This window comes from Glutamicibacter sp. X7 (assembly GCF_054889245.1).
Genome location: NZ_CM142678.1, coordinates 2,183,724 through 2,210,104, shown reverse-complemented (window position 1 = coordinate 2,210,104; position 26,381 = coordinate 2,183,724). Strand labels below are relative to the sequence as shown.

Below are 26,381 nucleotides of genomic sequence, written 5' to 3'. Positions count from 1 at the left end.
GATCAAGCTATGACCGCACTATGTGCCAAAAAGACCGCGGGCGCTCACGCAATCCCAGTGCGTGAGCGCCCGCGGGCCGTTAGGGGCTGTTAGCCGTGGAACTTTCGTCCGTTGACGCGTTCGGAGGCTCCCACCTGATCCAGGTACGGGGTGATGCCACCGAGATGCATCGGCCAACCGGCACCGGTAATCATGGCCAGATCCACATCCTGAGGCTCGGCGACGACACCCTCGGCGAGCATCAAGCCAATTTCCTCGGCCAGCGCGTCCTGCACGCGCAACAGAATCTGCTCGGCGCTCGAGGGCTGATCACCTTGCTCGATGACGGCGACGGCCTCCGGGTTCAACTGCTGCTGACCCTGCTCGTCCTTGATCCATACCTTGGTGACCTTCGCATCAATCAAGTGCTGCACATTGGCCGAGACCTTGAAGCGCTCGCCGAAGGCCGCGTGCAAGGACTCGGTGACGTGCTGGGCCACCGGCAGGCCAACCATGGCCAGCAGGGTGAACGGAGTCATCGGCAGGCCCATCGGAGCTAGGGCGTTGTCCGCGGTTTTGGCGTCGGTACCTTCATCGAAGGCCGCCTGAACCTCACTCATCAGGCGCAACAGCACGCGGTTGACAATAAAGGCCGCGGCGTCGGCCGAGCGGATGCAGGTCTTGCGCAGTGCCTTACCCAGGGCAAAGGCGGTGGCCACGGTGGACTCGTCGGTCCACTGCGTCGAAGCGATTTCCAAGAGCGGCATCACGGCCACCGGGTTGAAGAAGTGGAAACCAACGAGACGCTCTGGATGCTTGAGGTTTCGTCCCATTTCGGTGACCGACAGCGAGGAGGTGTTGGTGGCCAGAATGCACTCACTGGAGACCACCGCTTCCACTTCGGCGAAGACCTGCTGCTTGACCGTCAGTTCCTCGAAAACGGCCTCGATGACGAAATCGGCGTCGGAGAAGGCTTCCTTGCTGATCGAGCCGCTCACCAGGGCCTTGGCCCGATTGACCTTATCCTGGCTCATCCGGCCCTTGGCCTGAAGCTTGTCCAGCTCACCGTGGATGTAGGCTAGGCCCTTATCCACACGCGACTGGTCCAGGTCGGTAATGACCACCGGCACGCTGAGCCGGCGGACGAAGAGCAGGGCCAGCTGTGAAGCCATCAACCCGGCACCTACCACGCCGACCTTGGTGACCGGGCGGGCCAACTTCGAGCTCGGTGCACCCACCGGGCGCTTGCCGCGCTTCTGGACCAGATCGAGGAAGGCGTAGATGGTGTTGCGGAATTCGTTGGTGCCCATGAGCTCGGTCAAGGCGGCGATTTCCAACTGCGCCGATTCCTTTTGGGTGCGTCCGATGCCCTGACGGAACACCTCAAGCGCCTTATAGGGTGCCGGTGCGGCTCCGCCGAGCTTTGCGTCGATAAATGCCTGTGCCTGATCGGCGGCGGCCACAAAGCGCTGCGCGACGGCCTCGTCGGCCGGGTCCACGGCGTTGGGGCGGGTCACCTCGCGGCGCCCGGTGAGAACCTCGTCGGCGAACTCGAGCGAACGCTCCAGGAAGTCCGCACTGTCGTAGAGCGCATCGGCGATGCCCAGCTCGTAGGCTTCGGCGCCGGACAGCGTGCGATTGTTGCTCCACGGGTTGTTGATGATGACCTTCATGGCGGCCTCGGGGCCGATGAGGCGCGGCAACCGGTAGATTCCGGCCCAGCCCGGGATGAGGCCGAGGAAGGACTCGGGTAGCCCCAGGGCGCCGGCGGAGCGCGAGACGGTGCGGTAAGTGCAGGCCAGCGCGATCTCCAGCCCGCCGCCGAGGGAGAGCCCATTGATCAGCGCGAAGGTCGGTACGCCGAGGTCGGCCAGCAGGTCGTAGGTCTGGTGTCCCAGGGTTGCCATGGCGGTGGCGGCCTGCGGATCGTTGAGTCGCTGCACCGCCGACAGGTCCGCGCCGGCCACCAGGAAGTAGGGCTTGCCGGTGATGGCGACGGCGTCGATCTCACCGGCGGCGGCTCGTTCGCTCAGCGCGGTGAGCGTGGCCTTGAGTTCCAGCAGCGTATTGGGCCCCAGCGTCGAGGGCTTGCGGTGATCAAGCCCGTTATCCAGGGTGAGGAGGACGAGTTTCTTGCCGCTGGCTAGGGTGATGTCGCGGGTGAGCGAATGGGTGATGACCTCGTCGTGCATGAGTTCGGCCAGCGCCGTGAATTCTTGAGTCATGGTCTCTTTCTCCTAGGCCTTGCTGCCAAAGTCTTTGTGGTTCGGGTTCTCCCAGATCACGGTGCCGCCCATACCCAGGCCGATGCACATGGTGGTCACGCCGTAGCGGACCGAGGGATCCTCGGCGAACTGGCGGGCCAGCTGGGTCATCAGGCGCACGCCGGAGGAGGCCAGCGGGTGGCCGATGGCAATGGCGCCACCGTAGCGGTTGACGCGGGGGTCATCTTGGTCGATGCCGTAGTAGTCCAGGAAGGACAAGACCTGCACGGCGAAGGCCTCATTGATTTCGAACAGTCCGATGTCATCGATGCTCAGTCCGGCCTGGGCCAGGGCCTTTTCGGTGGCCGGGACCGGGCCGTAGCCCATCACGTCGGGCTCCACGCCGGCGAAGGAGAAGGAGACCATGCGCATCTTTGGGCTTAGTCCCAGTTCGCGGGCTGCGGCGCCGCTGGTCAGCAGGGCGGCGGTGGCACCGTCGTTGAGGCCTGCGGCGTTGCCGGCGGTGACGTGCCCGTGCGCGCGGAAGGGGGTGCGCAGCTGGGCCAGATCTTCGAGGGTGGTACCCGGGCGTGGTGGCTCATCGACGGTGTTCAGCATCCAGCCTTCGCCGGGCCGCTTGGCGGCGACCGGGGTCAGGTCGGGCTGAATCTGGCCATTTTCGTAGGCCGCGGCGAGTTTGGCCTGGGAGGCCACGGCGTAGCGGTCGGCGCGTTCCTTGGTGATGGCCGGGAAGCGATCGTGCAGGTTCTCGGCGGTGTTGCCCATGTTCAGGGCCTGCGGGTCGACGATCTTCTCGGAGAGGAAGCGGGGGTTGGGGTCGGCGCCCTCACCCATGGGGTGATTGCCCATATGCTCGACGCCACCGGCGATCACCACGTCGTAGGCGCCGAAGGCGATACCACCGGCGGTGCTGGTCACCGCGGTCATGGCCCCGGCACACATCCGGTCGATGGCGAAGCCGGGGACCGACTTGGGTAGGCCGGAGAGCAGGCCTACAGTACGCCCAATGGTGAGCCCCTGGTCTCCGGTCTGCGTGGTGGCGGCCATCGCGACTTCGTCGATGCGCTCGGCCGGCACCTCGGGGTTGCGCTTGAGTAGGGCCTTGACGGCCTTCACTGCCAGATCGTCGGCACGGGTTCCGTGATAGATCCCCTTCTCGCCGGCCTTGCCGAAGGGGGTACGTACCCCGTCGATGAAGACGACGTCGCGCGCTGCGAGCGAGTCATGGGCTACCGGGGTGTTTGCACTCACCGTCAGGCTCCTTGCGGGTTGTAGGTATGGTCCACATCACTGTGACTCATACCATAGGTTACTAATGAGTAACTTGTTGTGCAAGTAGCCCTCGGCTCGCCCGGAGAATCAGTTGCTCAGAGCCTCGGCCAGCGGGCTAGCCACCAGCTCGATCTGCCACTCGCGGGCCCCGAGGTTGCGCAGAAATTCTGCGACCTCCTCGACCTGCATGCCGTCGCTGGCGTCCCAGCACAGCTGACGCAGGAAGCGCGGGGTGAGCAGGTTTTCGGTGGGAATCTGCACCTGCTCGGAGAGCTCGGCGAGAACCTGGCGAGCCTGACCGAGACGTTCGGCGGCCTTCGGGTTCTTATCGCCCCAGGAGCGCACATTCTGTGGCATCCCGCGGTTGACGCTCGGCTCGGGCAAATCGGTGGAGGCAAGCCCGCGCCCGATGGCCTCGAGCCAGCGCGGCGCATCGCGTTTGGCGCTTCGGCCATGGAAGCCGTTGATCTGTAGCAGCGCCGGAACGGAGCGCGGCGGCTGGGGCAACGTGGCCATAATGGCCTTGTCGTTCAGGAGCTTCCCGGGGGCGACATCGCGGCTACGGGCCAGAGCATCGCGGGCCAGCCACAGCTCACGGGCCACGGCAAGTTGCTTGCGGCGCTTAATCCGGGCCAGACCCGGCAACTTGCGCCACGGTTCGTCGGACGGCTGGGGATCTGGCATGGTGCGCGCAAATTCAAACTCTTGGCGGGCATACTCCGTTTTGCCCTGTTCCTCGAGCACCTTGGCGATCGCATCGCGTAGCTCGTGGAGCACCTCAACGTCCAGAGCCGCATAGCTCAGCCAGGACTCGGGCAACGGGCGGGTGGACCAGTCCACCGCCGAATGTTCTTTGGCCAGTTCAATGCCGAGCAACTCGGCCACCATGGTGCCCAACCCGACGCGGGGCATGCCGGCCAAACGCCCCGCCAATTCGGTGTCATAGAGCTCGACGGGGTACAGGCCCAGTTCGTGCAGACAGGGCAGATCCTGGCTGGCTGCGTGCAGAATCCAGCTCTGCTCGTTCATGAACTCCTGCAGCACCTCGAGATCTTCGAGGGCCTCCGGGTCGATGAGCCAGGTGCCGGCACCGGGGCGGCGGATCTGGATGAGGAAGGCGCGCTGACCATAGCGAAAGCCGCTGGCTCGCTCGGTGTCCACGGCCAAGTCTCCGCTACCCTCGCGCAGGGTACGCACGGCACGGCGTAGGCCTGCCGGGGTGTTAATAACCTCGGGGATGCCCTCACTCGGGCGGTTCAAGGGGGTTAGATCGGCCGGCGGCGTGGAAGATTCGGAGCTACTCATCTCTTCCATTCTAGGCCTGTTGCGCCCCGTGCTAGCTGAGGCGACGCGGTAGTTGCTGGACGCCCTGGGGCAGTGGCGGCAACCCGGCGAAGGTGCCGACCATATCGGCCCACCCGCTCAGGTGGTGCCCGAGCATCTGGTCGGTCGGTGTCCACGAGGCGCGCAGTTCAATGTCGATGCTGTCGCTCCGTCCGGCGAGGTTGCCAAAGGACTCGTTCATCACCCGTGTGGCGGTTCCACCGGCCGCGCGGTACTGTGCCCCGCGTCCTTCGAGTGCTTCTTCGAGCCAGCTCCAGGCCACGGAGGCCAGCAGGGGATCTTGGCCCATGTCTTCGTCGAGGCTCGCCCGAATGTAGCTGACCACCCGGAAGTGGCCTTCCCACAGCTCGACCGGTTGCGGGTCATAAAGCAGGACGAAGCGTCCGGTGGCTAATTGTTCGGAGGCCGGCAGGATCGGGGTGTGCTGGCGTGTGTTGCGTTCGGTGGCGTACACGTCGGCACTCAGGGCCAGCGCAAAGGGGGCGAGCTTGCCGGGGGCCGGTATTTTCGTGATGTGCAATTCGCGGCGAAGATCGGCGCGCGCCAAATCGGCCACGGCGTCGGAAAACACCGCGGGAATGCTGGCTGCACGGGGAAGTTCACTCACATGTTGAGTGTAAGCGTGCCGCACTCGGTGAGGAATGCGGCACGCCGATGCGCCTGTTGCTAAGGCCTACTCAGTGGGCGTTGTGGGCCGCCATGAGCTCGCCGAGCTTGGCGATGAAGGCATCCACATCCGACTCCGCGGTGTCGAAGGAGCACATCCAGCGCACGTGCCCGGCGGCGCGATCCCAATCGTAGAAACGGAAGGATTCACGCAGCGTGTCGGCCACGTCGTTCGGCACCTGAGCGAAGACCCCATTGGCCTGCGTGGGGTAGACCAGCTCCACCCCGTCGATCTGCTCGACGGCGGCCGAGAGCTTCGCGGCCATCGCATTGGAGTGCGAGGCCGAACGCTTCCACAGATCCGTGCCATAGAGTTCCAGCAGCTGGGCGGAGATGAAACGCATCTTGCTGCCCAACTGCATGTTCATCTTGCGCAGGTACTTCATATCCGCGGCCAGATCCTCGCGGAGGGTGAGAATTCCTTCGCCAAGCAGCAGCCCGTTCTTGGTGCCGCCCAGTGAAACGATGTCGACGCCGACATCGGTGGTCAGCTCGCGCAGCTCAACGCCCAGATGCGCCGCGGCGTTGGCCAGACGTGACCCGTCGAGGTGCACCAGCATGCCCTTGGCGTGCGCGTGCTCGGTGATCGCGGCGATCTCCGCGGGGGTGTAGACGGTGCCTAGCTCGGTGGCCTGGGTGATCGACACGGCCAGCGGCTGGGCGCGGTGCTCATCGCCGAAGCCCCAGGCCTCCTGATCGATCAGTTCCGGGGTCAGCTTGCCGTCCGGGGTCGGGACCTGCAGGAGCTTGATGCCGCCCACGCGTTCCGGGGCACCGTTTTCGTCGACGTTAATATGTGCGGTGCTCGCGCAGATGACCGCGCCCCAGCGCGGAAGCAGCGAGGTCAGGGCGGTCACGTTGGCGCCGGTGCCGTTGAACACCGGGAAAATTGCCGCCTGCGGGCCGAAGCTGTCGCGGGCCAGCTGATCCAGCGCCTCGGTGTACTGATCCTCACCGTAGGCGATCTGGTGTCCACCATTGGCGCGTGCGATCGCCTCGAGAACTTCCGGGTGAACGCCGGAGTAGTTATCGGAGGCGAATCCGCGCAGCTCGGTGTCGTGGCTCAAGGTCATGGGGATGACTCCTGTCAAAGGGGTTTAGAGAGTGGGCAGGTGCACGCGGGCGCCGTTAATGCTGGCCGCGTCGGCGCCGAGCAGTTCCACGGCGGCGGCGCCGACCGCATCGGCGTGCGTGAAGCCGGCCGGGGCGTCGCTGGTCTTATCGGTCAGCGCCTTGACCACCCAGGTGATGGCCGCGGACTGCGGGGCCTGCTTGCTAAAGAGGCGTGCGACGGCATTCAGCCAGTATTCGGCGGCCGCCTTGACGCTACCGTAGTTGGCGTTCGACGGGGTGGGGTTCTGCACCGCCTCGGCGCTAATGATCGCCAGCCGGCCGGCGCTGGAGGCCACCAGGTCCTCATGGAAGGCCTTGGTGGTGTTGCGCAGCGTGCCCAGGACCTGTCGGGTCAGGAAGGCGAAGTCCGCATCGTCCTGCCCGGCGAGGCCCTTGCCGCCGCGCCACCCGCCGACCAGGTGCAACAGCACGTCGATCGGCCCGTGCTCGCGATGGATTTGCTCGGCTAACTGTGCCACCGCCTCGGGGTCGGCCAGGTCGCAGACGTAACGACCGGTGGCGAAATCGAGGCGCTCGTTGAGCCGTTCGGCGTTGCTGCCCACGGCCAGCACCCGCGCTCCGGATTGTGCCAGTGCACGACCCGAGGCCACCCCGCTCGGCGAGGTGGCCCCGGCAATCAGCACGAGCGGTGAATCATTTGATGGTTCGCTCATGGTTTGATCCTATTAGATGCTGCTGGCACCATACATGCCACGGGTGGACTCGATGGTCTCGCTCATCTTCTTGCTCAGTGCCTCGTAGAACATGGACAGCGGGAACTCGTCGTCCATCACCTGGTCGGTGATTTCACGCAGCGGAGCGGTCAGCGGCAGGGCGTCTGGACCCTTGGCCCAGACCGAGGCCGGGTGCGGGGTGACGGTGGCGGAGACCAGCTCGTAGGCGGCCAGCCAGTGGGCCAGCTTCGGACGGTCGATGGACTTCCAGTACAGCTCGTCGATGGCGTCGCCCAGGGCCGAAACGACCTCCGGAACCTGCTCCCAATCGATGGTCAGCTTGGTGTCGGTCCAGTGCAGCACGTGGTTCTGGTGCATCCAGGCGAAGAGCAGCTGGCCACCGAGGCCGTCGTAGTTACGCACGCGGTTGCCGGTGATGGCAAAGCGGAAGATCCGGTCGAAGATCACGGCGTACTGCACCAGCTTGGCGGTGTGGCGGGTGCGCTCGTCGGCGTTGGCGTCGTTGTGGATCTTCACGCACTCGCGGAATGCGGTCAGGTCGCAACGCAGTTCCTCGAGCGAGTACAGGAAGAACGGCATGCGCTGCTTGATCATGAACGGATCGAAGGGCAGGTCGCCACGCATGTGGGTGCGGTCATGGATGAGGTCCCACATGATGAAGGTGTCCTCGGTCAGTTGCTGATCTTCCAGTAGCTGGCTGGCGTCGGCCGGCAGTTCCAGGTTGGTGATCGCCGAGGCCTCCTTCAGAACCTTGCGGAAGCGCACGGCTTCGCGGTCCTGGAAGATTGCGCCCCAGGTGAAGGACGGGGTTTCGCGGATGGCGACGGACTCCGGGAAGAGCACGGCGGAGTTGGTGTCGTAGCCGGCGGTGAAGTCCAGGAAGCGCAGCGGCACGAACAGCCCGTTGCTGTAGCTACCGGCCTCGAGGTTCGCGATGAACTCCGGCCACATGACCTGCACCAGCACGGCCTCGAGGTGACGGTTGGTCGAACCGTTCTGGGTGTACATCGGGAAGAGCACCAGGTGCATCAGGCCATCTTCGCGCTGCGTCTGCGGCTGGAACTGCACCAGCGAATCCAGGAAGTCGGGCACGCCGAATCCGGCGTCCTTCCACGCGGCTAGGTCCTTGACCAGGGCGGTGAGGTAGGCCTCGTCGTGGGCGAAGTGGCCGGAGAGTTCCTGTACGGCGCCGATGATCAGTTCGATCAGTTCGCCGGCGCGGGCCTGGTCGGCCTCCGGGGCGAGCGAGCCGTCCTTGACCTGAAGGGTCTGGAATTCGCTGGCGGAAGCCTTGAGGGTCTTCCAGGCCTGTGAGTCGACAATCTCATCGGCGCTGACGGTTGGCTTGATAGGGGTCTGGGTCATGGTCTCCACCTCAATCGTTGGGTCGTTGCGTTCTTGGTAATAACGCTACGCGCAACCGAAGAAAAAGTAATGCTCAGCCCATCAAGGCTAAGCATTACTAATGCTAGATGTGATGTGGGCCCCAGCTTGGCGGACGGTGCTTAATCCTGAGTTTCGCGCAGCGTCAAGCTGATCGAATTCATGCAGTAGCGCAGGTCGGTCGGGGTGTCGAAACCCTCGCCCTTAAACACATGCCCAAGGTGCGAATCGCAGCTTGCGCACCGCACCTCCACGCGTTCCATGCCCATGCTTTGATCGCTGAGGTAACGCACCCGATCCTCGGCCAATGGGGCGAAGAACGAGGGCCAGCCGCAGCCAGCGTCGAACTTCGTGTCACTGGTGAAAAGCTCGGCACCACAGGCCCGGCAGGCATAAACCCCGGCCTGCATGCTGTCCCAGTACTCACCGGTGAAGGGGCGCTCGGTGCCAGCCTCACGCAACACCTGGAATTCCTGCGGCGAGAGCACCTCGCGCCAGTCAATATTCTTTGGATTCTCCGGTTTACTCATGTACCGCACAACGTCTGGCGGCCACCGAAGATTCCCCGAGCCTGGATCTGCCATGATGGGACTATGCCACGCAATCTCGCACAGACCCTCGAACCGCGGAAAACCATCCCGGCCACGCTCATTGGCGCCGGAGCCGGACTGGCCGCCGGTTCGCTGCTGGCCGCCAGTGTCTCCGCGCTCGCCGGGTACTTCGCCCGCCGAGTGGTCACCCCGGATGAAAAACGCATCTTCAGTGTCATCGTGCGCGATATCGTCGTCGACGCCCACGGTCAGCGCTGGATGCATCTGCAACGCACCGAGGAAACCACCGCGGCCGGGGCCTGTAGCTTCCTCGGGGAAGGCGACGCCTGCGCGGTGCGGCTCGGCCCGCCACAACCCGTGCCGGGCAAACCCCGATTGGTGGCGCGGGCCGTGGAGGAAATCTACCGGGGTTCGCTAGAGAATGTCCGGCGTGGAAATTTCTCCGGGGCCATCTATGAGCACCCGCGCGATATTGGCATCGACGCGCACGAGGTCAAGGTGCCGCTCGAGGTCGGCCCGGCCCCCGCCTGGCTGATCGACGGCACCAGCCACAAGGACACCTGGGTGATCTGCGTGCACGGACGCGGGGCGAGGCGCACCGAATCGATTCGGGCGCTACCGACCCTGCAACGCGTGGGAGTGAGCGCGCTGCTGATCAGCTATCGCAACGACGGGCTGGCCCCGGCCACCCTCGACGGGCGCTATGGCCTGGGGGATACGGAATGGCTCGATGTGCAAAGCGCCATCGGCTACGCCCTGGAACACGGGGCGCGCAAGGTCATTCTCATGGGCTGGTCCATGGGTGGGGCGATCAGCCTGCAGACCGCCGACCGTTCGGCCCTGGCCAACGTCATCGACGCACTGGTGCTCGTGGGGCCGGTCATTAACTGGGTGGACGTGCTCAGCCACCAGGCCCGGGCGAATAAGATCCCACAATCCGTGGGTCGGCTGGCTCAATGGCTGCTGTCCAACCCGGCCGGACGCTGGTTTACCGGACTGGCGGCACCGGTGAATCTCAAGGCGCTGAACTGGGTGGACCGTGCCGAGGAGCTGACCCACCGAACGCTGATCATGCACAGCGACGACGACGACTTCGTGCCCTCGGGCCCGAGCCACAAGCTGGCCACGTTGCGTCCGGACCTGGTGACGCTGAAATCCTTCCGGGGGGCCGGGCACACCCGCGAACCGAACGTCGACCCGCAGGGATTTGCCGCCGCCCTAGAGGTCTTCCTGCGCAGCCGGCTAGCCTAGCCGCGCTCCGCGGGCAGCGACGTGCCGCTGGCCACGGGCGCCACATTGGCGCCCAGAAACGCCACGGCGCGTTCCGGGGCCAGCTCGAGGCTGAAGCCGCGTCGGCCCCCGGAGAGAAAAATGCTTTCGTGCTCCAGGGCCGAACGGTCGATGACCGTTGGGCTGGGGTGGCGTTGTCCGAAGGGAGAAATCCCGCCGAGTACATAGCCGGTGCGCCGCTGGGCGGCCTGCGGGTCTGCCAGCTGCACCCGCTTGCACCCCAGCGCCTGCGCGCAGGCCTTCAAATCCAGGGTGGAATCCGCCGGGACGATCGCCACCGCCAGGTCGCGATCGGCCTGCGCCCCGGTGGCCACCATTAGCGTTTTGAACACCCGGGCGGGGGAGACGCCCAGGGCGCGCGCCGCCTCGGCACCGTACCCCTCGGACTGCGCCCGGTGCGCATAGTGGTGGGCGGTATAGGGCACCCCGGCGGCCTCCAAGGCCACGGTTGCCGGGGTGCCCGATTGTCCCTGTCGCTTGCCCATACCGCCGGTCCTAGGCCTCCAACTGCTCGCGCACCTGGCGCTTGATGCGGCCTAGCATCGCGGTCATCCCGCGCATACGCAAGGGGGACAGCGCCCGCGAAAGCCCCAGAGACTGCGGCATATCGTCGGCCACGGCCAAGATATCGGCGGCCGGGGCACCATCGAGCCCGGCGGCCAGCACCGAGGCGAACCCGCGGGTGGTAGGCGCCTCGGGTGGCGCCGAAAAGAACAGCCGGGTCAGCCGGTTCTCGTCGTTACCGACCTCAACCACCAAAAATAGCGGCGACTGGCATTCGACGACCTGCTCGAGCAACTCCGGGTGCTCGACCAAACGCGGTGGTAGCTCGGGCAACTCACGGGAGAACTCGAGCAGTAGCTCGAGGCGGTCGGCCTCGGGCACCTCGGTGAATTCCTCGACGATCTCTCTCAGCGCGGCGGGGGTCTGGCTCATGCGCGACCCGCCAGCTGCGCCGGAAGTTCGCCGGGCTCGGCTCCGCGGACAATCGGCACGCGCACCGCGTTGCCCCACTCGGTCCACGAGCCGTCGTAATTGCGTACCTTCTCAAAGCCCAACAGGTGAGTCAGCACAAACCAGGTGTGGCTGGAACGCTCACCGATGCGGCAGTAGGCCACGACGTCGTCGCCCGGCTTCAGGCCGGCCTCGTCGAGATAGATCGCCTCCAGTTCTTCACGTGAACGGAACGTTCCGTCCTCGGCCGCGGCCCGGGCCCACGGCACCGACGCGGCGGTGGGGATATGCCCGCCGCGCAGCGCACCCTCCTCCGGGTAGGCGGGCATATGGGTGCGTTCACCGGTGTATTCCTCCGGGGAGCGCACATCGATCAGCGGGTTGCCCAGGTGCTCGAGCACCTGCGGCAGGTAGGCACGAATCTGCGAATCGTCACGCTCGATGACCGGGTAGTCGGCAACCGGGCGCGCGGCGGGCTTCTCGGTGCTCAGTTCGCGTCCCTCGGCGATCCACTTATCGCGTCCGCCATCGAGCAGGCGCACATCTTCGTGCCCGAACAGCGAGAACACCCAAAGCGCGTAGGCGGCCCACCAGTTGGACTTGTCGCCGTAGATCACCACGGTGGTGTCCCGCGCAATGCCCTTGGCCTTCATCAGGCGGGCGAAGCCCTCGCCGTCGACGTAGTCGCGGGTGACTTCATCGTTCAGTTCGGTATGCCAGTCCACCTTGAGCGCCCCGGGAATGTGGCCGGTGGAGTAGAGCAGAATATCCTCGTCGGACTCGAGCACCACGAGGTTCTCGTCGTTCAGGTGCGCGGCCAACCACTCGGTGGATACCAACCGCTCCGGGTGGGCGTACTGGGCGTAGGCTGGATTCTCATCCACGGGCACGGGCATCACTAACCGTCCTTCATTCGGGGTCTGACTGAAAGCGCGGGCCCGCACCGTAGAGTGCGGCCACACGCTCTTACCCCTAGCCTAGTCCCGGGTGGGGCCCAGCTTCCAAGCCCCGGAGGTCATCCAAGGGAACATAAGCTAGCGCCGGGCGGTAAACTATCCGATGGACCGGTACCGACTTTTGCAAAGGACACCACTGCGCGCATGGCCACGATAACCCACCTGACCGAGACCACTCCCAATGTTTCGGTGGAGGAACTGCTGGCCGGATTCCACCCGTCCTACCGTTTCGGGGAGGTCTCCTTCAACACCTACCGGCCCGACCCGCGCCAGCCTTCGCAGGCCGAAGCGGTCACCAAACTGCAGCGTTTTGCCGAGTCGGTGGGCAAGTCCTCCTCGGGCGGCTTCTTCGGCAAGCTCTTTGGGAAGAAGGAAACCGCAAAGAACGGGATTTATCTCGACGGCGGCTTCGGCGTGGGCAAAACCCACCTGCTGGCCTCGCTATGGCACGCCGCCCCGGGACCGAAAGCCTTTGGCACCTTCGTGGAGTACACCAACCTGGTCGGGGCGCTGTCCTTCCGGCAGACCGTCGACGTGCTCAGCCAGTACAAGCTGGTGTGCATCGACGAATTCGAGCTCGACGACCCGGGGGACACCGTGCTGATGTCGCGGTTGATGCGTGAACTCTCCGACGCCGGGGTCAAGCTGGCGGCCACCTCGAACACCCTGCCCGGCGCGCTGGGCGAGGGACGCTTCGCCGCGGTGGATTTCCAGCGCGAAATCAAGACGCTCTCCGAACAGTTCGACGTGCACCGGGTTGACGGTGAAGATTTCCGCCACCGTGGTCTGCCCGAGGCCCCGAAGCCGATGGACGATGCTCAGCTTGAAAGCTTTGCCGCGGAACGTTACCCGGAGAGCACCCTCGCGGTGGATGACTTTGCCGACCTGGTCGCGCACCTGTCCAAGGTGCACCCCTCGCGCTACCGCCAGCTGCTGGCCGAGACCCAGGTCTTGTTGTTGCATAACGTCGACACCATCACCGATCAGTCAGTGGCCCTGCGCTTCGTGGTGCTGGCCGACCGGCTCTACGACAAGGACGTGCCGATCATTGCGTCGGGTAAGCCCTTCAGCGAACTGTTCACCGAGGAAATGATGGCCGGTGGCTACCAGAAGAAGTACTTCCGTGCCGTCTCGCGTTTGACCGCCCTGGCCCGCGAGGGTCAGATCGGTGAGGTCGCACTCTAAGGCACTAGCTGCGTTCGGCGATCAGGTGCACGCCTAGGCCGATGAGTAGCGCCCAGAAGGCCCCGCCGATTCCGAAGAGGGTCAGGTTGGAGGTGGCGACCAATAACGTCGCCAGCGCGCTGAAGCGCCACGCCGGATCGGCAAGTGCCCCGCCGAGCGCATTGGCCAAGGTGGCCAGCAGCGCCAGTCCCGCAGCGGCTTCGAAGAGTCCTGCGGGGCTCGCCGCGGCCACCGAGGCAATGAGCACCGAGCCGGCGGCGAAGAGCAGATAGAACACCCCGCTACTCGTGGCCGCACGCCAGCGTAATGCCGGATTGGAGCCGGCCGCCTCGCCGGCGGCCAGCGCCGCGGAGATCGCTGCCAAATTAATCGCATGCCCGCCGAAGAACGCGCCGGCGGCGCTACCGGCGCCGGTGAGCAGCATGCTCGAGCGCCAGGGTGTGGTGTAGCCAAAGGTCGACATCACCGCCACCCCTGGAATATTTTGCGACGCCATGGTCACGATGAATAGCGGCAGGCTAATGCTGGCCACGGCGGCCAGCGAAAATTCCGGCATCACCAATTCCAGGCTGGGGACGGCGGAAATCTGGGCCCACGCACCGTGGGTGGCAATATGCCACAGCCCGATAGCCACGGCCACCAGCATGCTCAACCCCACGGCGTACTTCGGTAGTTTGCGTAGGGCCACCAAAAACGCGAGCAAAATCGCCAACGCCTCGATGGGAATGTGGCTTAGCGCCGTGAACGGCTTGAGGCAGAGCGGGATGAGGATGCCTGCAAGCATGCCCTGGGCAATGGAGACCGGAATGGCGGCCATCAACCGTTGGAGGGCTGGCACCAGGCCGGTCAACATGATCAACACGCCGCTGACGATGAACGCCCCCACCGCTTGCGCGAAACTGAAATTACCCGGCGCCAAGCCGGCCAGTAGTGCCGCCCCGGGCGTCGACCAGGCAACCGTGACCGGCACCCGATGCCAACTCGAGAGGACGATGCAGCTGATACCGGTGAGCAGGGTCAGGGCCAGTAGGCCCGATGCGGCCTGATTGGCGGTGGCGCCCGCGGCCGTGAGACCAGCGAGCACCACGGCAAAGGACGAGGTGAAACCCACGACGGTGGTGACCAGCCCTGCCAAGACCGCATCTCGGAGCGCATTATGTTCCGCCGCAACGCTTTGTGACATGCGTTTATTTTCGAGGTGGGGGAGTACGTGGAACAAATTGGTAACAGACCGACGGGGTTAAATGACGTGGGCACCGCGCCAGTATCTGGCCGGTGCCCACGTGACGTGTCGTGCAGGTCGATACGTCAAAGATCTCTACGCGCTATGCGTTCTCTTCCCCACCGAGGTTGTTCAGGAAGTTCTGAGCGCCTTCTTGAGCGCCATCAACTTGCTCGGCGAACTTTCCCCCGGTCTTGTCGTCAACAAAGTCACCGGCCTTCTCGATCCCGTCCGAGATCTGGTCCGAATGTTCGCTGGCGAACTGGGACGCCTTATCCTTCAGGCCGTCGAGGTTACCTGCGAGATCGTCTAATCCTGGCATACGCTTCTCCCTTCGCTGCTGAAGATCGGGGTGATCCTCACTGCACAACATCCTAAGCCGCTAGATCACGTTTTCGTAACCCCGGCGTTCATGCCGAGGGCGAACATGCTCTTGGTTCTAATGCGTGTGTGGCTAGAGCCTATATATGTATGAATCTAGAGTTTTACCGGGTGGGAGGAACGCGAGGCGCTGTGAGATTTCGAGCGCGGTTAATTCACCCCGCTTTCGCCCGCACTTTCCACTCAATTCCCTTGCGTGACGTGTATCACAGGGATAATATTCGCCCACGTGTTCGTTCGTGAAGAGGGGAATCATGAATACAGGTCAACGGGTCGCGTTGGGGATCGCGGCCGTACCGGCGGTCTTAATGCTGGCTGCCGGGTCTGCATTGGCGCATGAATGTGTCAATGCCAGCAAGGTCAATCAAGCCGCCGGTGTCCAGGTCGTGATCGATGACCAAAGTGGTGAGGTTGTGTGGGCGACGCGGGGCGTGTTGAACCGCATTGGACAGGCGATCATCAATCCTGAAACCGGGGAGGGTTTTTCCGGGCTTATTGGATTCGACGTGAATGGCGACCAAGTGGCCGACCTTGCCACGTGGATTGTGGGGCCAAATGGTGAAATTCCGCAACAGGCGCAGTATGGCGGGGCAACCTGCAGCGGGGTCGTGAACATCCAAGTCTGGTTCGAGCAATGTCAGACGGATCCGGTGTAACACAAATGGTAGGGGCACTCTCGATGACCCAGTAAGCAAAGAGGCGATCCTGAACTTCAGGATCGCCTCTTTCGTGGAGCGGACAACGAGGTTCGAACTCGCGACCTCAACCTTGGCAAGGTTGCGCTCTACCAGCTGAGCTATGTCCGCACGATATTCAATTATTTGGAGCGGACAACGAGGTTCGAACTCGCGACCTCAACCTTGGCAAGGTTGCGCTCTACCAGCTGAGCTATGTCCGCTTGGGTACTGATCCTAGGGATCGATACTCCGTGCGCGATACTGGGATCGAACCAGTGACCTCTTCCGTGTCAGGGAAGCGCGCTACCGCTGCGCCAATCGCGCAAAAAGAAAGCAATGATCTTTCTGCGAGGTGGGGACGGGATTCGAACCCGCGTATACGGCTTTGCAGGCCGCTGCCTCGCCTCTCGGCCACCCCACCATTGACCGGTAAACCGGTCGGTGTTCTTCTTGCGAGCGGACAACGAGGTTCGAACTCGCGACCTCAACCTTGGCAAGGTTGCGCTCTACCAGCTGAGCTATGTCCGCTTGGGTACTGATCCTAGGGATCGATACTCCGTGCGCGATACTGGGATCGAACCAGTGACCTCTTCCGTGTCAGGGAAGCGCGCTACCGCTGCGCCAATCGCGCCGAAGATTCCGCAGGGGAATCTCGACAAAACCGCAAATCACTTCGCGATTTTTCCGAGCGGACAACGAGGTTCGAACTCGCGACCTCAACCTTGGCAAGGTTGCGCTCTACCAGCTGAGCTATGTCCGCAAATGCTGTTTTCCCGAACGTTTCCGTCCGTTTTCCAACGAGTAAAAACTCTATACGAGTTTGACCGGGCTTCCAAATCGAAAACATGAGATCTGGTTCACAAGCCATTGTAGTCCCGGAAACACGCGGAAAAATAGTCCCCGCAGTCCCTGCGTCACACTCTTAACTCCGAGATGACATGCCATGATCGAGATATGACCTCTCCACGACTCGCCGTGAGTACGGCCACCGGACGCATGTATCGCAGAGACCTCTCGCAACCGGCCACGGTTCCGTCGATTACGACGGTCATGTCCGTGGCCGCACCCGATCTCAGTGGGTGGGCCGGATACCTAGCCGCCACGACACTGAGTGAAGACAGTCGGCTCCCCGCGGCGCTACAGACACCCGGGGCCGTCCGTCCGTTAGTGCGCGAGGCCGCATCCGCCGCGGAACGTTATCGAGATGCCGCGGCCGAACGCGGCGATCGGTTGCACAACTACGCCGAAGCATGGGCGCTACGCGCACTGGGGCAAGCGCACGAGCTTGAGGCCGCGCGCGCCAAGCTCGAAGAACACGGCGAACTAGCCAATGCCGCGCACTTTGAAGCGTGGTGGCGCGACTACGGGGTGGAACCGGTGGCCGCAGAGGTGACCATCTGGAATGCAACCCTCGGTTACGCCGGCACCATCGATCTTGTGGCGCGTATTGGTGGTCGTCTCTGCTTGGTCGATTACAAAACTCGTGGCGTGGACCGTGATGGACAACTCAAACGGCCCGACGAAAAGGTCATCATGCAGTTAGCGGCGGCCGCCCAGGCCGAGGAACAGAACGTGGACGCCGAGGCCGGACGCTGGGAACCATGGCCGCACCCGCGCAATCCGCTGCTTCTCGCCGTCGCCCTCGGTGCGGCGCCGGCCCGCACCTATCTGGCCACCGAGGCGGCAGTTCCCACCTACTTCGCCCAGTTCCAAGCCCTACATGCCGCATGGCAGGCACGCCAGATCATTGCGACGAACCCGAGCGCGCTGGCCGAGATCGCGCCGCCGGCCGCGCCAGCCTAAGACTCGGCACCGTAGACTAGAGCTTCCGGTGATGCTTCAGGCCTCGCCGCGCCACCAACTACCGAGAGGAACCACCACCCACCATGGCAGTACTGGGAATTCGGATCATTGGCGACCCCGTGTTGCGCACCCGAGCGGACGAGGTCACCGAATTTACACCGGAGCTCAAGAAGCTCGTCGCCGATATGGACGAGACCATGGAGAATGTGGATGGTGCCGGTTTGGCCGCCCCACAGGTGGGTGTGCCCCAGCGGGTGTTCACCTATCAGGTCGACGGAGTGCGGGGGCATATCGTGAACCCCGTCCTCGAATTGAGCGACGAACTGCAGGAACCGGCCATGGAAGGGTGCCTGTCCATTCCGGGGATCGCCGGAAAGGTCGCCCGACACCGCACCGTGCGTGCCACCGGCTTCGACGTCGAAGGCAACCCGCTGACGCTGAAGGCCGAGGGCCTGCTGGCACGCTGCCTGCAGCATGAAACCGATCACCTCGACGGGATACTGTTCTTGGATCGCCTCTCCGCGGCCGACCGCAAGGCCGCATGGCGCACGCTCCGGGCCGGTAACTACAACGCCACGGCGAGCAGCACAATCACCCAGCGCGCCTCCGCGCTCGGTTCAAGCTTCGGCGCCGGAATGGGGCGCTGAACCTGATGCGTATCCTCTTTGCCGGAACCCCGCAGGTGGCCGTGCGGACCCTAGACGCCCTACACGAGGCCGGATTCGAGATCGCCGCCGTGTTGACCCGCCCGGATGCACCCTTGGGGCGCAAACGCGTGATGACCCCCTCGCCGGTTGCCGCGCGCGCCACCGAACTAGGCCTCGAGGTCATCAAATCCTCCACCATTGACGCGGCCGTGACCGCGCAGATCGCCGAGCTGAAGGTAGCCGCCGCCGCCATCGTCGCCTATGGCGGGCTGGTACCAGCCGCGGCGCTGCAGGTGCCCACCCACGGGTGGATCAACCTGCATTTCTCCCTGCTTCCGGCCTGGCGTGGTGCCGCTCCGGTGCAGCACGCCATCATCCATGGCGACGACATCACCGGTGCGGCGACCTTCCAACTCGAGACCGGTCTGGATACCGGGCCGGTGTATGGCCAGGTCACCGAGGTCATCGACGAAAACACCACGGCCGGAGACCTGCTGCAGCGGCTCAGTGACAGCGGCTCGCAGCTGCTCGTGCAGACCCTGCACGCGCTGGAGGCCGGGGTGGCCAACCCGGTACCGCAAAGCGGCAACGGAAGCTACGCGCCGAAACTGACCGACGCCGACGCCCGCCTGGACTTCAGCAAACCGGCCACGGAAATCCGGCGCCGGGCCCACGGCACGCTCCCGGCCCCCGGCCCCTGGGCGATGGCTGGCGAGCAACGCTACAAGTTCGGACCGCTGCGCGAGGTACGCGAGCGCCGCGACCTGGCCTGCGGGGAACTGCATATCGAACCGGGTAAGCGCCCCGTCGTACTCATTGGCACCGCCACCTGGGCCCTCGAGGTCACCGCCTTGCAACCGCCGGGCAAGAAAATGATGAACGCCGCCGACTGGGCCCGCGGTGCGCTGGCCAACGACCTGAAAGTGAACTTCGCATGAGCCAGGACAACCAGCCACGCCGCAACGAACGTGGCCGCACCCGCAACCGCGGCCAGGGCGCCGGCCCGCGCCAGTTCAGCCAGTCGGCCCCCGCGGCCCGCAAACGCTCGGCCGACCCGGCCCGCTTGGTGGCCTTCAAAGTGCTCCGCGAGGTGAGCGCGGCCGACGCCTACGCCAACCTCGTACTCCCCAAAATGATCCGCACCTATCAACTCGATAAGCGCGACGCCGGCTTCGCCACCGAACTGGCCTATGGGGCACTGCGCGGACAGGGTTTCTACGACGGCATCTTGGCCACCCTGGTTGACCGCCCGCTCGAGGAACTCGACCCGGCCATCCGGGACGCGCTTCGTCTCGGAGCCCACCAACTCCTGGCCATGCGGGTACCGCAGCATGCGGCACTCGATGAAACCGTGTCGTTGGCCCGCGCCCAGATCGGGGCCGGTCCCTCCGGGCTTATCAACGCGGTGCTGCGCCGGGTCACCGCCCGCGACGCCCAAGAGTGGGCCGCGGAACTCGCCGCCGGGGCCAGCAACGACACCGCGCGTCTGGCCATCGAGCACAGTCACCCGGAGTGGGTGGCCCGCGCCCTGCACCAAGCCTTGAAGGCTCACGGCCGCGACGGGCAGGAGCTGGAGCAATTGCTGCGCGCCGACAACCTGGCCCCGGTGGTCAACCTCGTGGCGCTACCCGGACTGGGGGACATTGAGCAGGTGCTCGCCGCCGGGGCCGAGCCCGGGGAGCTGCTCGCCAATTCGGCCACCTACCAGCAGGGCGACATTTCCCGGGTGCCCGGTGTGCGCTCCGGGGTGGTGCGTGCCCAGGACGCGGGAAGCCAGATCATGGCCCGTGCGCTGGCGGGGGCTGAATTGCCCGATCCTGCCGACGGAGATCGCTATTGGCTCGACCTCTGCGCCGGACCGGGCGGCAAGGCGGCACTGCTGGGGGCGCTGGCGGTGCAACGCGACGCCCGGTTGACGGCCAACGAGCCCACCGCCCACCGTGCCCGGCTGGTCGAGCAGTCCTTGGCGCCGGTGGATCCGGGGTACTGGATGGTGGACTCGCGCGACGGACGTGATTTCGGTGGCACCGAATTCGCGGGGGATTACGACCGTATTATGGTCGACGCTCCCTGCTCAGGTCTCGGCGCACTGCGTCGCCGCCCCGAGGCACGGTGGCGCAAGACGCCGCGCGACATCCAGCCACTGGCCCAGCTGCAGGGTGAACTGCTCGACGCCGCCTTCAGCGCGGTCCGCCCCGGCGGGGTAATCGGCTACGTAACCTGTTCCCCGCACCAGGTGGAAACCCGCCAAGTCGTGCAGGACTTCCTGCAGCGCAACCCGCATGCCCGCCTGCTGGATACTGCCGCAGCCATCAACTCGGTGCTTCTGCCCGAGGTGCGCGTTCAGGGCACCGAGCTGGGAGAGTCGGGTAACACCGTGCAGCTCTGGCCGCACCTGCAGCGGACCGATGCCATGTTCATGGCCCTTCTGACCAAAACCGCCTGAGACCCTTCGACCTATCGGGAGCCAACATGTCGCAGCCACACATTCATCCCTCGATTCTTTCGGCCGATTTCGCCAACCTGGCCAGCGAACTCGAACGCATCCACACCGCCGACGCGGTCCACGTGGATGTGATGGACAATCACTTCGTCCCCAACCTCACCCTGGGCCTGCCCGTGGTGCAGGCCCTCGCGGATCGAAGCGAGCTGCCACTGGATGTGCACCTGATGATCGAGGACCCGGACCGCTGGGCCCCGGCCTATGCGCAGGCTGGGGTGCAGTCGGTGACCTTCCATGCCGAGGCCGCCGCCGCCCCGGTGCGGTTGGCCCGCGAACTGCGTGCCGCCGGGACCCGTTCGGCAATGGCGTTGCGTCCGGCCACCGCCCTCGAACCGTACCTGGATATGCTGGGCGAGCTGGACATGCTGCTGCTCATGACCGTGGAACCCGGCTTTGGTGGGCAGGCCTTTTTGGATCTGGTGTTGCCGAAGATTCGTCGCGCCCGGGCCGCCATCGACGGTAGCGGCAAGCCCATCGCCTTGCAGGTGGACGGCGGCATCTCCCGCGACACCATTTTGCGCGCCGCCGAGGCCGGGGCCGATGTGTTCGTTGCCGGCTCTGCGGTCTATGGGGCGCCGGAACCGTCGGTGGAGATCGACGCATTACGCAATTTGGTGCTCGCCGGGCACCAGAATGTGCAACAATAAACGCAGTACACGACAACTACGTGCTCCGGGGTCGGTGAAAGTCCGAACCGGCGGTGATAGTCCGCGACCCGCAACCATCAGGCTCAGGCCACGGTGGGAACGGTTGAGCCGGTGAAATTCCGGCACCGACAGTTAAAGTCTGGATGGGAGAAGCACGATTTGATCAACGCTACCGTGCCTGTGCGCACCTCTTTCCGAGGTGCCCTTCGCTAACCACAGGCATCAGCGGGCCATCAAATGCACCCCCGGAGCCGCCGCTTCGAGAAGGGTGGAGATGGATTTCCTGCGGTGGCTCATTGACGCTTTCAACTCACAAATCGCCATTGGTGGCTCGGCGCTACTGGTGCGCGAGGTGGTGGGCAACATTTTTGGGCTGGCCAGTGCGGTCGGCGGCATGCGCCGAAAGGTGTGGGCCTGGCCGGTGGGCATCGTCGGCAACCTGCTGTTGCTGACCGTATTCCTCGGCAGCCTCTTCGATACCGCCTACAGCGCGAACCTACTGGGTCAGGCCGGGCGCCAGATCATGTTTATTGCCGTCTCGATCTTCGGTTGGGTGCGGTGGCGCCAGGCCCGCTCCGCCGGTGGACACGGGGTGACCCCGCGTTGGGCCAGCGGCACCGAACGACTGATGCTCGTGCTCGTTCTGATCATCGGCACCATCGCGCTGACCCCTCTCTTCAGGATGCTCGGTTCCTACGAGCCGGTGTGGGCCGACGCGTGGACCTTCGTGGGTTCGCTGCTGGCCACCTGGGGGATGGCCCGCGGCTGGGTGGAATTCTGGCTGATCTGGGTGGCCGTGGACGCGGTGGGTGTGCCACTGCTGTTCTCCGCCGGCTACTATGCCAGCGCCTTCATGTACCTGTTCTACGGGGCCTTTACCCTGGTCGGTTTCTTCGTCTGGATGCGCGCCCGCAATGGGGGCAAGCCCAGCGTCGAGACGGTCCTGCCCGATCCGCGGATCAAGGGCGGTGCCTCATGAACCAGCCACATGTACTGCCATTCCAGCCCGGCGCCGATGCGTTGGCGACCGCGCTGCGCACCGCGCTGGAGGCGGCCCGCCGCGGACACCGTGGTGCGAACCCGCTGGTCGGCGCCTGCATCCTCGATGCCGAGGGGCATATCATCGCCACCGGTTTCCACCTCGGCGCCGGTTCGCCCCATGCGGAGATCGACGCCTTGCGCCGGCTGGGCCGCATCGACAAGGCCCGCGCCCGGACGCTGAGCATGGTGGTAACCCTCGAACCCTGCAACCATACCGGCCGCACCGGCCCCTGCGCCCAAGCCATCATCGACTCCGGGATCGGGGCGGTGTACTACGCGCTGCCGGATCAGACCAGCACCGCCGCCGGGGGCGCACAAACCCTGCAGGCTGCCGGGGTCCACGTGGACCGCATCGGCGACGGTCAGCAGGCCTGGGAACTGAACCACCGCTGGCTGCGGGCTCAAGCCGCAGGGCGCCCCTTCATCACCGTCAAAACGGCCCAGTCGCTCGACGGCCGGATCAACGCCCCCGACGGCACGAGCCAGTGGATCACCTCCGAAGCCAGCCGCACCCATGCCCACCAGCTCCGCGCCCGGGTGGATGGGATTGTGGTCGGCACCGAAACGGTGCTCAGCGACGACCCGCGGTTGACCGCACGCACCATGATCGGCACCCTGCACGCCCACCAGCCCTACCGGCTGGTGCTGGGGCACCGCGACCTGCCGCAGGATCTGGCCCTCGCCTACGACGAACGGTGGGAGCAGCTGCGCAGCCACGACGTGCACGCGCTGACCGCCCGGGCCAGCGAACTGGGTCTGTCCCATTTGCTGATCGAGGGCGGAGCGACGGTGGCCAGCGCCTTCATCGCCGCGGACTTGGCCGACGAGCTCTTCTGCTACCAGGCCACGGACATTATCGGTGCCGGAAGCGCCTCGGTGAACTTGCCTACCGTCACCACGCTTTCGCAGCGCCGTGCCTTCCGGCTCGACGCACATCAACCCGACGCGCTACGTCGACTCGGCCCGGATGTGCTGATGCATCTGGAACCCGAGCCGGACCCAGCGCACGCACACGCCAACAAAATTTAAATTCAGAAGGATCGAAATCCATGTTTACCGGAATTGTCTCCGGCGCCGGCACGGTGCTGGACGTGACCCACAATCAGGAGCAGTCCCTGGCGGTGCTGCGGCTTCATGCCCCCGGGCACGCCAGCGACCTGGACCTCGGCGGCTCCATCGCCATCAACGGCGTCTGCCTGAGCGCCACCTCCAACGACGGCGAAACCCTGTCGCTGGACGTCATGGGTGAAACCCTGCAGCGCACCACCATCGGTGAGTTGCGCGCCGGAGATCGCGTCAACCTGGAACGCTGCACCCCGGCCGGGGCCCGGCTCGACGGACATGTCGTGCAGGGGCATGTGGACACCGTCGGCACCGTACTGGCGCGCACCGACCACGGCCAGTGGACCACCTTCCGGGTGGGACTGCCAGCCGCCTACGCGCCGTTCGTCGCCGAAAAGGGTTCCATCGCGCTCGACGGGATTTCGCTGACCGTCACCGCGGTCTCCGCCGCCAGCGACGCCGAGCACTGGGTCGAGGTCGGCATCATCCCGATCACGCTGCGCGAAACCACCATGGGCCAGCGTCAGGTGGGGGACCGGATCAATATCGAAACCGACGTGTTGGCCAAGTACGTGGCCCGCCTGCGTGGATTCGAGGTGCAGGACTAATGGCACGCAAGGAACTAGACAGTATCGAAACCGCGCTGGTCGCGCTCGCCGCCGGGCGCGCGGTCGTGGTCGTCGACGACGAGGACCGCGAAAACGAGGGTGACATCATCTTCGCCGCGGAGCATGCCACCGCCGAGCTGATGGGCTTCACCATCCGGCACACCTCCGGGGTGATCTGCGTGCCGCTCGAGGCCGCGCGCGCCGACCAGCTGGGGCTGGCCCCGATGGTCGGGATCAACCAGGACGCCAAGGGCACCGCCTTCACCGTCAGCTGCGACGCGGTGGAGGGCATCAGCACCGGCATCTCCGGGGCCGACCGTGCGCTGACCGCCCGGCTGCTGGCCGACCCGCTGACCACCTCCCGCCAGTTGAACCGACCCGGGCACATGTTCCCGCTGCGGGCCGCCGCCGGTGGCGTGCTGGAACGGCGCGGACACACCGAAGCCGCGGTGGATCTGTGCCGGGCCGCCGGGCTCGCCCCGGTGGGCGTGATTGGGGAGATCGTGCACGACGACGGGTCGATGATGCGACTGGACGCGTTGCGTGACTTCGCCGCCACCCACGAGCTGCCGCTGATCACGATCGACGATCTGGCCCGGTGGCGCCGGCTCAACGACCACATCAATCTCACCGAGCCGGTGCAGCTGCCCACCGCCTTTGGGACCTTCAGTGCCCGTTCGGCCAGCGTGGATGGGCACGAGCATCTGGTGCTCAGCCACCCGGGCACCACCCCGCGCGAGGGGGACCCCGTGGTGCGCATCCACTCCGAATGCCTCACCGGCGACGTGTTTGCCTCCTACCGCTGCGACTGCGGGGAGCAACTGCATGCGGCACTGGCCAGCATCGCCGAACAGGGCGGGCACCTTATCTACATGCGCGGCCACGAGGGGCGCGGCATCGGACTGTTCAATAAGCTGCGCGCCTACGCGCTACAGGACGAGGGCCTGGACACCCTGGAGGCGAATGTCCACCTCGGTTTCCCGGCCGACGCCCGCGACTACCTGGCCGTGGCCGCGATCCTGCGGCAATTGGGCGTGCAAGGCATCGCCCTGCTGAGCAACAACCCGGATAAGCGCACCCAGCTCGAATCCGCCGGCGTACAGGTGAGCACCGTGCTGCCGAACCGGGTGCCGCCGCGCGCCGAAAACGAACGCTACCTGCACACCAAACAGACCCGATTCGGGCATGACCTCAACCTTCCGCCACTGCGGGAGCGCACCGAAGGAGAAAGTAAATGAGCAAGCACGGAGCCCCACAGAATGTGGCCGACGAACTAGCCGCCGCGAACCTCGCGGATCTGCGGGTGGCCATTGTGGCCGCCAGCTGGCATGAAGTAGTGATGAACGGGCTGATCGACGGTGCGCAGAAGGCCGCGGCCGATGCCGGGGTGCAGGCCACCCTGATCCGCGTTCCGGGCACCTTCGAACTGCCGGTGGCCGCCTCCCGGCTGGCGGCGGAGTATGACGCGATCGTCGCCCTGGGTGTGGTGATTCGCGGTGGTACCCCGCACTTCGACTACGTCTGCCTGGCCGCCACCAACGGCCTGACCGAGGTGTCGGTGCGCACCGGCACACCGGTGGGCTTCGGCGTGCTCACCTGTGATAATGAACAGCAGGCACTGGATCGCGCGGGCCTTGAGGGCTCCAGCGAGGATAAGGGTTACGAGGCGTTCTCCGCCGCCGTGCTGACCGTGGCGGCGCTGCGCGGCTAGTTTCCGGCCCCGGATACCGCGATCTCACCGGTGGGGTGGCGCTTAGCGCCCCACCCCACCGGTGTCTCGTATACCGGATTCTTTATGCGTACGTCACTGTGTGACAGCGCGGATTCATGCTATGGGGTCAATTACCGCTAGGCTAGAGAGCGTGAAAACATTTGACGAGCTCTTCAGCGAACTGTCGCTTAAGGCCCAAACCCGACCGGAAGGTTCGGGTACCGTCGCCGAATTGGACTCCGGCATTCACGGGATCGGCAAGAAAATCGTCGAGGAAGCCGCCGAGGTCTGGATGGCCGCGGAATACGAAAGCGACGAGGAAGCGGCCGAGGAAATCTCCCAGCTGCTCTACCATCTGCAGGTCCTCATGCTGGCCAAGGGGCTCACCCTGGCCGATGTTTACAAGCATCTATAGCCGTCGCGCCGCTTAGTGCGCCGACGGCAGCCGCTTTGGCCCAGCCTTTGA

The 26,381-nt window shown here is 65.1% G+C and carries 27 protein-coding genes, 7 tRNA genes and 1 riboswitch; of the genes, 14 read left to right on the top strand and 20 right to left on the bottom strand.

Features of this window, described 5'->3' with window-relative positions; genetic code table 11:
• Positions 1-89: 89 nt before the first annotated feature.
• The 8 genes from ACYU0X_RS10625 to msrB all read right to left on the bottom strand — a co-directional run bounded on the left by ACYU0X_RS10625 (position 90) and on the right by msrB (position 9,207).
• Positions 90-2,204: a 3-hydroxyacyl-CoA dehydrogenase NAD-binding domain-containing protein gene (locus tag ACYU0X_RS10625; protein WP_461900634.1), complete on the bottom strand. Its 2,115-nt coding sequence runs from the start codon at positions 2,202-2,204 to the stop codon at positions 90-92.
• 12 nt (positions 2,205-2,216) lie between these two features.
• Positions 2,217-3,455, bottom strand: a complete 1,239-nt coding sequence (locus ACYU0X_RS10620) for a thiolase family protein (RefSeq protein WP_461900633.1) — start codon at positions 3,453-3,455, stop codon at positions 2,217-2,219.
• 108 nt (positions 3,456-3,563) lie between these two features.
• Entirely contained in the window at positions 3,564-4,781 is a 1,218-nt protein-coding gene (locus ACYU0X_RS10615) for an HRDC domain-containing protein (RefSeq protein WP_461900631.1), read from the bottom strand.
• 31 nt (positions 4,782-4,812) lie between these two features.
• On the bottom strand, positions 4,813-5,427 hold the full coding sequence (locus ACYU0X_RS10610) for a DUF3000 domain-containing protein (protein ID WP_461900629.1): 615 nt from the start codon (positions 5,425-5,427) through the stop codon (positions 4,813-4,815).
• A 70-nt stretch (positions 5,428-5,497) separates the two neighbouring features.
• Positions 5,498-6,559, bottom strand: coding sequence for a threonine aldolase family protein (locus ACYU0X_RS10605; protein ID WP_461900627.1), 1,062 nt, complete (start codon positions 6,557-6,559; stop codon positions 5,498-5,500).
• A 24-nt stretch (positions 6,560-6,583) separates the two neighbouring features.
• Positions 6,584-7,273: an SDR family NAD(P)-dependent oxidoreductase gene (locus ACYU0X_RS10600; protein WP_418906896.1), complete on the bottom strand. Its 690-nt coding sequence runs from the start codon at positions 7,271-7,273 to the stop codon at positions 6,584-6,586.
• A gap of 12 nt (positions 7,274-7,285) precedes the next feature.
• On the bottom strand, positions 7,286-8,659 hold the full coding sequence (locus tag ACYU0X_RS10595) for a DUF6421 family protein (protein ID WP_418906895.1): 1,374 nt from the start codon (positions 8,657-8,659) through the stop codon (positions 7,286-7,288).
• A gap of 140 nt (positions 8,660-8,799) precedes the next feature.
• The gene (msrB, locus tag ACYU0X_RS10590) at positions 8,800-9,207 is read right to left on the bottom strand and encodes a peptide-methionine (R)-S-oxide reductase MsrB (protein ID WP_461902799.1); all 408 of its coding nucleotides are present in this window, start codon (positions 9,205-9,207) and stop codon (positions 8,800-8,802) included.
• Between the two features lie 63 nt (positions 9,208-9,270).
• Here msrB and ACYU0X_RS10585 point away from each other — a divergent pair, with 63 nt between their 5' ends.
• Entirely contained in the window at positions 9,271-10,479 is a 1,209-nt protein-coding gene (locus tag ACYU0X_RS10585) for an alpha/beta hydrolase family protein (RefSeq protein WP_418906894.1), read from the top strand.
• On the opposite strand, the gene ybaK is transcribed toward ACYU0X_RS10585, so the two are convergent.
• Genes ybaK through ACYU0X_RS10570 form a run of 3 tightly spaced genes read right to left on the bottom strand, consistent with a single transcriptional unit; the run spans position 10,476 to position 12,368 of the window.
• On the bottom strand, positions 10,476-11,003 hold the full coding sequence (gene ybaK / locus ACYU0X_RS10580) for a Cys-tRNA(Pro) deacylase (protein WP_461900624.1): 528 nt from the start codon (positions 11,001-11,003) through the stop codon (positions 10,476-10,478). The two genes, ACYU0X_RS10585 and ybaK, sit on opposite strands and share 4 nt — an antisense overlap.
• A gap of 10 nt (positions 11,004-11,013) precedes the next feature.
• Positions 11,014-11,454, bottom strand: coding sequence for a SufE family protein (locus tag ACYU0X_RS10575; RefSeq protein WP_461900623.1), 441 nt, complete (start codon positions 11,452-11,454; stop codon positions 11,014-11,016).
• Entirely contained in the window at positions 11,451-12,368 is a 918-nt protein-coding gene (locus ACYU0X_RS10570) for a sulfurtransferase (RefSeq protein ID WP_309406668.1), read from the bottom strand. The genes ACYU0X_RS10575 and ACYU0X_RS10570 overlap by 4 nt, the downstream gene beginning before the upstream one ends.
• Positions 12,369-12,572: 204 nt before the next feature.
• Here ACYU0X_RS10570 and zapE point away from each other — a divergent pair, with 204 nt between their 5' ends.
• A complete protein-coding gene (zapE, locus tag ACYU0X_RS10565) occupies positions 12,573-13,613 on the top strand; it encodes a cell division protein ZapE (RefSeq protein WP_461900621.1) in 1,041 nt (346 codons plus the stop codon).
• A 4-nt stretch (positions 13,614-13,617) separates the two neighbouring features.
• Here zapE and ACYU0X_RS10560 read toward each other — a convergent pair whose 3' ends face one another.
• Both ACYU0X_RS10560 and ACYU0X_RS10555 read right to left on the bottom strand, forming a co-directional pair.
• Positions 13,618-14,796 carry a benzoate/H(+) symporter BenE family transporter gene (locus tag ACYU0X_RS10560; protein ID WP_461900619.1) on the bottom strand — a complete coding sequence of 393 codons (1,179 nt, stop codon included), beginning with the start codon at positions 14,794-14,796 and terminating at the stop codon, positions 13,618-13,620.
• 142 nt (positions 14,797-14,938) lie between these two features.
• Positions 14,939-15,157 (bottom strand): antitoxin, encoded by a 219-nt coding sequence (locus tag ACYU0X_RS10555; RefSeq protein ID WP_309406674.1) that lies wholly within the window; start codon positions 15,155-15,157, stop codon positions 14,939-14,941.
• Positions 15,158-15,470: 313 nt separating this feature from the next.
• Here ACYU0X_RS10555 and ACYU0X_RS10550 point away from each other — a divergent pair, with 313 nt between their 5' ends.
• A complete protein-coding gene (locus tag ACYU0X_RS10550; protein WP_461900617.1) occupies positions 15,471-15,872 on the top strand; it encodes a hypothetical protein in 402 nt (133 codons plus the stop codon).
• A 74-nt stretch (positions 15,873-15,946) separates the two neighbouring features.
• On the opposite strand, the gene ACYU0X_RS10545 is transcribed toward ACYU0X_RS10550, so the two are convergent.
• The 7 genes from ACYU0X_RS10545 to ACYU0X_RS10515 all read right to left on the bottom strand — a co-directional run bounded on the left by ACYU0X_RS10545 (position 15,947) and on the right by ACYU0X_RS10515 (position 16,653).
• A tRNA-Gly gene (locus ACYU0X_RS10545) sits at positions 15,947-16,022 on the bottom strand.
• Positions 16,023-16,038: 16 nt separating this feature from the next.
• Positions 16,039-16,114 (bottom strand) — tRNA-Gly (locus ACYU0X_RS10540).
• A 31-nt stretch (positions 16,115-16,145) separates the two neighbouring features.
• Positions 16,146-16,217: transfer RNA gene (locus tag ACYU0X_RS10535), tRNA-Val, on the bottom strand.
• A 26-nt stretch (positions 16,218-16,243) separates the two neighbouring features.
• Positions 16,244-16,314, bottom strand: a tRNA-Cys gene (locus ACYU0X_RS10530).
• 34 nt (positions 16,315-16,348) lie between these two features.
• Positions 16,349-16,421, bottom strand: a tRNA-Gly gene (locus ACYU0X_RS10525).
• A 31-nt stretch (positions 16,422-16,452) separates the two neighbouring features.
• A tRNA-Val gene (locus tag ACYU0X_RS10520) sits at positions 16,453-16,524 on the bottom strand.
• Positions 16,525-16,580: 56 nt separating this feature from the next.
• A tRNA-Gly gene (locus tag ACYU0X_RS10515) sits at positions 16,581-16,653 on the bottom strand.
• A 194-nt stretch (positions 16,654-16,847) separates the two neighbouring features.
• On the opposite strand from ACYU0X_RS10515, the gene ACYU0X_RS10510 reads away from it, so the two are divergent.
• From ACYU0X_RS10510 to ACYU0X_RS10460, 11 genes are all read left to right on the top strand, one after another.
• On the top strand, positions 16,848-17,696 hold the full coding sequence (locus tag ACYU0X_RS10510; RefSeq protein WP_461900616.1) for a PD-(D/E)XK nuclease family protein: 849 nt from the start codon (positions 16,848-16,850) through the stop codon (positions 17,694-17,696).
• 83 nt (positions 17,697-17,779) lie between these two features.
• The gene (def, locus tag ACYU0X_RS10505) at positions 17,780-18,343 is read left to right on the top strand and encodes a peptide deformylase (RefSeq protein WP_461900614.1); all 564 of its coding nucleotides are present in this window, start codon (positions 17,780-17,782) and stop codon (positions 18,341-18,343) included.
• Positions 18,344-18,348: 5 nt separating this feature from the next.
• On the top strand, positions 18,349-19,281 hold the full coding sequence (gene fmt / locus ACYU0X_RS10500) for a methionyl-tRNA formyltransferase (RefSeq protein ID WP_418906885.1): 933 nt from the start codon (positions 18,349-18,351) through the stop codon (positions 19,279-19,281).
• Complete coding sequence (locus ACYU0X_RS10495) at positions 19,278-20,789, top strand: RsmB/NOP family class I SAM-dependent RNA methyltransferase (protein ID WP_461900611.1); 1,512 nt, start codon at positions 19,278-19,280, stop codon at positions 20,787-20,789. The genes fmt and ACYU0X_RS10495 overlap by 4 nt, the downstream gene beginning before the upstream one ends.
• Positions 20,790-20,815: 26 nt before the next feature.
• Complete coding sequence (gene rpe / locus ACYU0X_RS10490) at positions 20,816-21,493, top strand: ribulose-phosphate 3-epimerase (protein WP_461900609.1); 678 nt, start codon at positions 20,816-20,818, stop codon at positions 21,491-21,493.
• 17 nt (positions 21,494-21,510) lie between these two features.
• Positions 21,511-21,652: riboswitch (FMN riboswitch) on the top strand.
• A 115-nt stretch (positions 21,653-21,767) separates the two neighbouring features.
• Positions 21,768-22,472, top strand: a complete 705-nt coding sequence (pnuC, locus tag ACYU0X_RS10485) for a nicotinamide riboside transporter PnuC (RefSeq protein WP_461900608.1) — start codon at positions 21,768-21,770, stop codon at positions 22,470-22,472.
• Positions 22,469-23,563 (top strand): bifunctional diaminohydroxyphosphoribosylaminopyrimidine deaminase/5-amino-6-(5-phosphoribosylamino)uracil reductase RibD, encoded by a 1,095-nt coding sequence (gene ribD, locus ACYU0X_RS10480; protein ID WP_461900606.1) that lies wholly within the window; start codon positions 22,469-22,471, stop codon positions 23,561-23,563. Before pnuC ends, ribD begins: the two co-directional genes overlap by 4 nt.
• A 20-nt stretch (positions 23,564-23,583) precedes the next feature.
• Positions 23,584-24,204 (top strand): riboflavin synthase, encoded by a 621-nt coding sequence (locus ACYU0X_RS10475; RefSeq protein ID WP_459273560.1) that lies wholly within the window; start codon positions 23,584-23,586, stop codon positions 24,202-24,204.
• Positions 24,204-25,442 (top strand): 3,4-dihydroxy-2-butanone-4-phosphate synthase, encoded by a 1,239-nt coding sequence (gene ribB, locus ACYU0X_RS10470; protein ID WP_461900604.1) that lies wholly within the window; start codon positions 24,204-24,206, stop codon positions 25,440-25,442. Before ACYU0X_RS10475 ends, ribB begins: the two co-directional genes overlap by 1 nt.
• Positions 25,439-25,915, top strand: a complete 477-nt coding sequence (gene ribH, locus ACYU0X_RS10465; protein ID WP_461900603.1) for a 6,7-dimethyl-8-ribityllumazine synthase — start codon at positions 25,439-25,441, stop codon at positions 25,913-25,915. Before ribB ends, ribH begins: the two co-directional genes overlap by 4 nt.
• 151 nt (positions 25,916-26,066) lie before the next feature.
• Positions 26,067-26,330, top strand: a complete 264-nt coding sequence (locus ACYU0X_RS10460) for a phosphoribosyl-ATP diphosphatase (protein ID WP_309406692.1) — start codon at positions 26,067-26,069, stop codon at positions 26,328-26,330.
• The last annotated feature ends 51 nt before the right edge of the window (positions 26,331-26,381 follow it).

Excerpts from the sequence above, each read along its gene's own strand:
- ACYU0X_RS10605 (WP_461900627.1), bottom strand. The coding sequence starts at position 6,559 with ATGACCTTGAGCCACGACACCGAGCTGCGCGGATTCGCCTCCGATAAC.
- ACYU0X_RS10575 (WP_461900623.1), bottom strand. The coding sequence starts at position 11,454 with ATGAGCCAGACCCCCGCCGCGCTGAGAGAGATCGTCGAGGAATTCACC.
- ribH (WP_461900603.1), top strand. The coding sequence starts at position 25,439 with ATGAGCAAGCACGGAGCCCCACAGAATGTGGCCGACGAACTAGCCGCC.
- ACYU0X_RS10585 (WP_418906894.1), top strand. The coding sequence starts at position 9,271 with ATGCCACGCAATCTCGCACAGACCCTCGAACCGCGGAAAACCATCCCG.
- pnuC (WP_461900608.1), top strand. The coding sequence starts at position 21,768 with ATGGATTTCCTGCGGTGGCTCATTGACGCTTTCAACTCACAAATCGCC.
- ACYU0X_RS10600 (WP_418906896.1), bottom strand. The coding sequence starts at position 7,273 with ATGAGCGAACCATCAAATGATTCACCGCTCGTGCTGATTGCCGGGGCC.
- ACYU0X_RS10595 (WP_418906895.1), bottom strand. The coding sequence starts at position 8,659 with ATGACCCAGACCCCTATCAAGCCAACCGTCAGCGCCGATGAGATTGTC.
- ACYU0X_RS10495 (WP_461900611.1), top strand. The coding sequence starts at position 19,278 with ATGAGCCAGGACAACCAGCCACGCCGCAACGAACGTGGCCGCACCCGC.
- ACYU0X_RS10560 (WP_461900619.1), bottom strand. The coding sequence starts at position 14,796 with ATGTCACAAAGCGTTGCGGCGGAACATAATGCGCTCCGAGATGCGGTC.
- ribB (WP_461900604.1), top strand. The coding sequence starts at position 24,204 with ATGGCACGCAAGGAACTAGACAGTATCGAAACCGCGCTGGTCGCGCTC.
- ACYU0X_RS10555 (WP_309406674.1), bottom strand. The coding sequence starts at position 15,157 with ATGCCAGGATTAGACGATCTCGCAGGTAACCTCGACGGCCTGAAGGAT.
- ACYU0X_RS10550 (WP_461900617.1), top strand. The coding sequence starts at position 15,471 with ATGAATACAGGTCAACGGGTCGCGTTGGGGATCGCGGCCGTACCGGCG.
- def (WP_461900614.1), top strand. The coding sequence starts at position 17,780 with ATGGCAGTACTGGGAATTCGGATCATTGGCGACCCCGTGTTGCGCACC.
- ACYU0X_RS10615 (WP_461900631.1), bottom strand. The coding sequence starts at position 4,781 with ATGAGTAGCTCCGAATCTTCCACGCCGCCGGCCGATCTAACCCCCTTG.
- msrB (WP_461902799.1), bottom strand. The coding sequence starts at position 9,207 with ATGAGTAAACCGGAGAATCCAAAGAATATTGACTGGCGCGAGGTGCTC.
- ybaK (WP_461900624.1), bottom strand. The coding sequence starts at position 11,003 with ATGGGCAAGCGACAGGGACAATCGGGCACCCCGGCAACCGTGGCCTTG.
- ACYU0X_RS10510 (WP_461900616.1), top strand. The coding sequence starts at position 16,848 with ATGACCTCTCCACGACTCGCCGTGAGTACGGCCACCGGACGCATGTAT.
- ACYU0X_RS10475 (WP_459273560.1), top strand. The coding sequence starts at position 23,584 with ATGTTTACCGGAATTGTCTCCGGCGCCGGCACGGTGCTGGACGTGACC.
- ribD (WP_461900606.1), top strand. The coding sequence starts at position 22,469 with ATGAACCAGCCACATGTACTGCCATTCCAGCCCGGCGCCGATGCGTTG.
- fmt (WP_418906885.1), top strand. The coding sequence starts at position 18,349 with ATGCGTATCCTCTTTGCCGGAACCCCGCAGGTGGCCGTGCGGACCCTA.
- zapE (WP_461900621.1), top strand. The coding sequence starts at position 12,573 with ATGGCCACGATAACCCACCTGACCGAGACCACTCCCAATGTTTCGGTG.
- ACYU0X_RS10625 (WP_461900634.1), bottom strand. The coding sequence starts at position 2,204 with ATGACTCAAGAATTCACGGCGCTGGCCGAACTCATGCACGACGAGGTC.
- ACYU0X_RS10570 (WP_309406668.1), bottom strand. The coding sequence starts at position 12,368 with ATGCCCGTGCCCGTGGATGAGAATCCAGCCTACGCCCAGTACGCCCAC.
- rpe (WP_461900609.1), top strand. The coding sequence starts at position 20,816 with ATGTCGCAGCCACACATTCATCCCTCGATTCTTTCGGCCGATTTCGCC.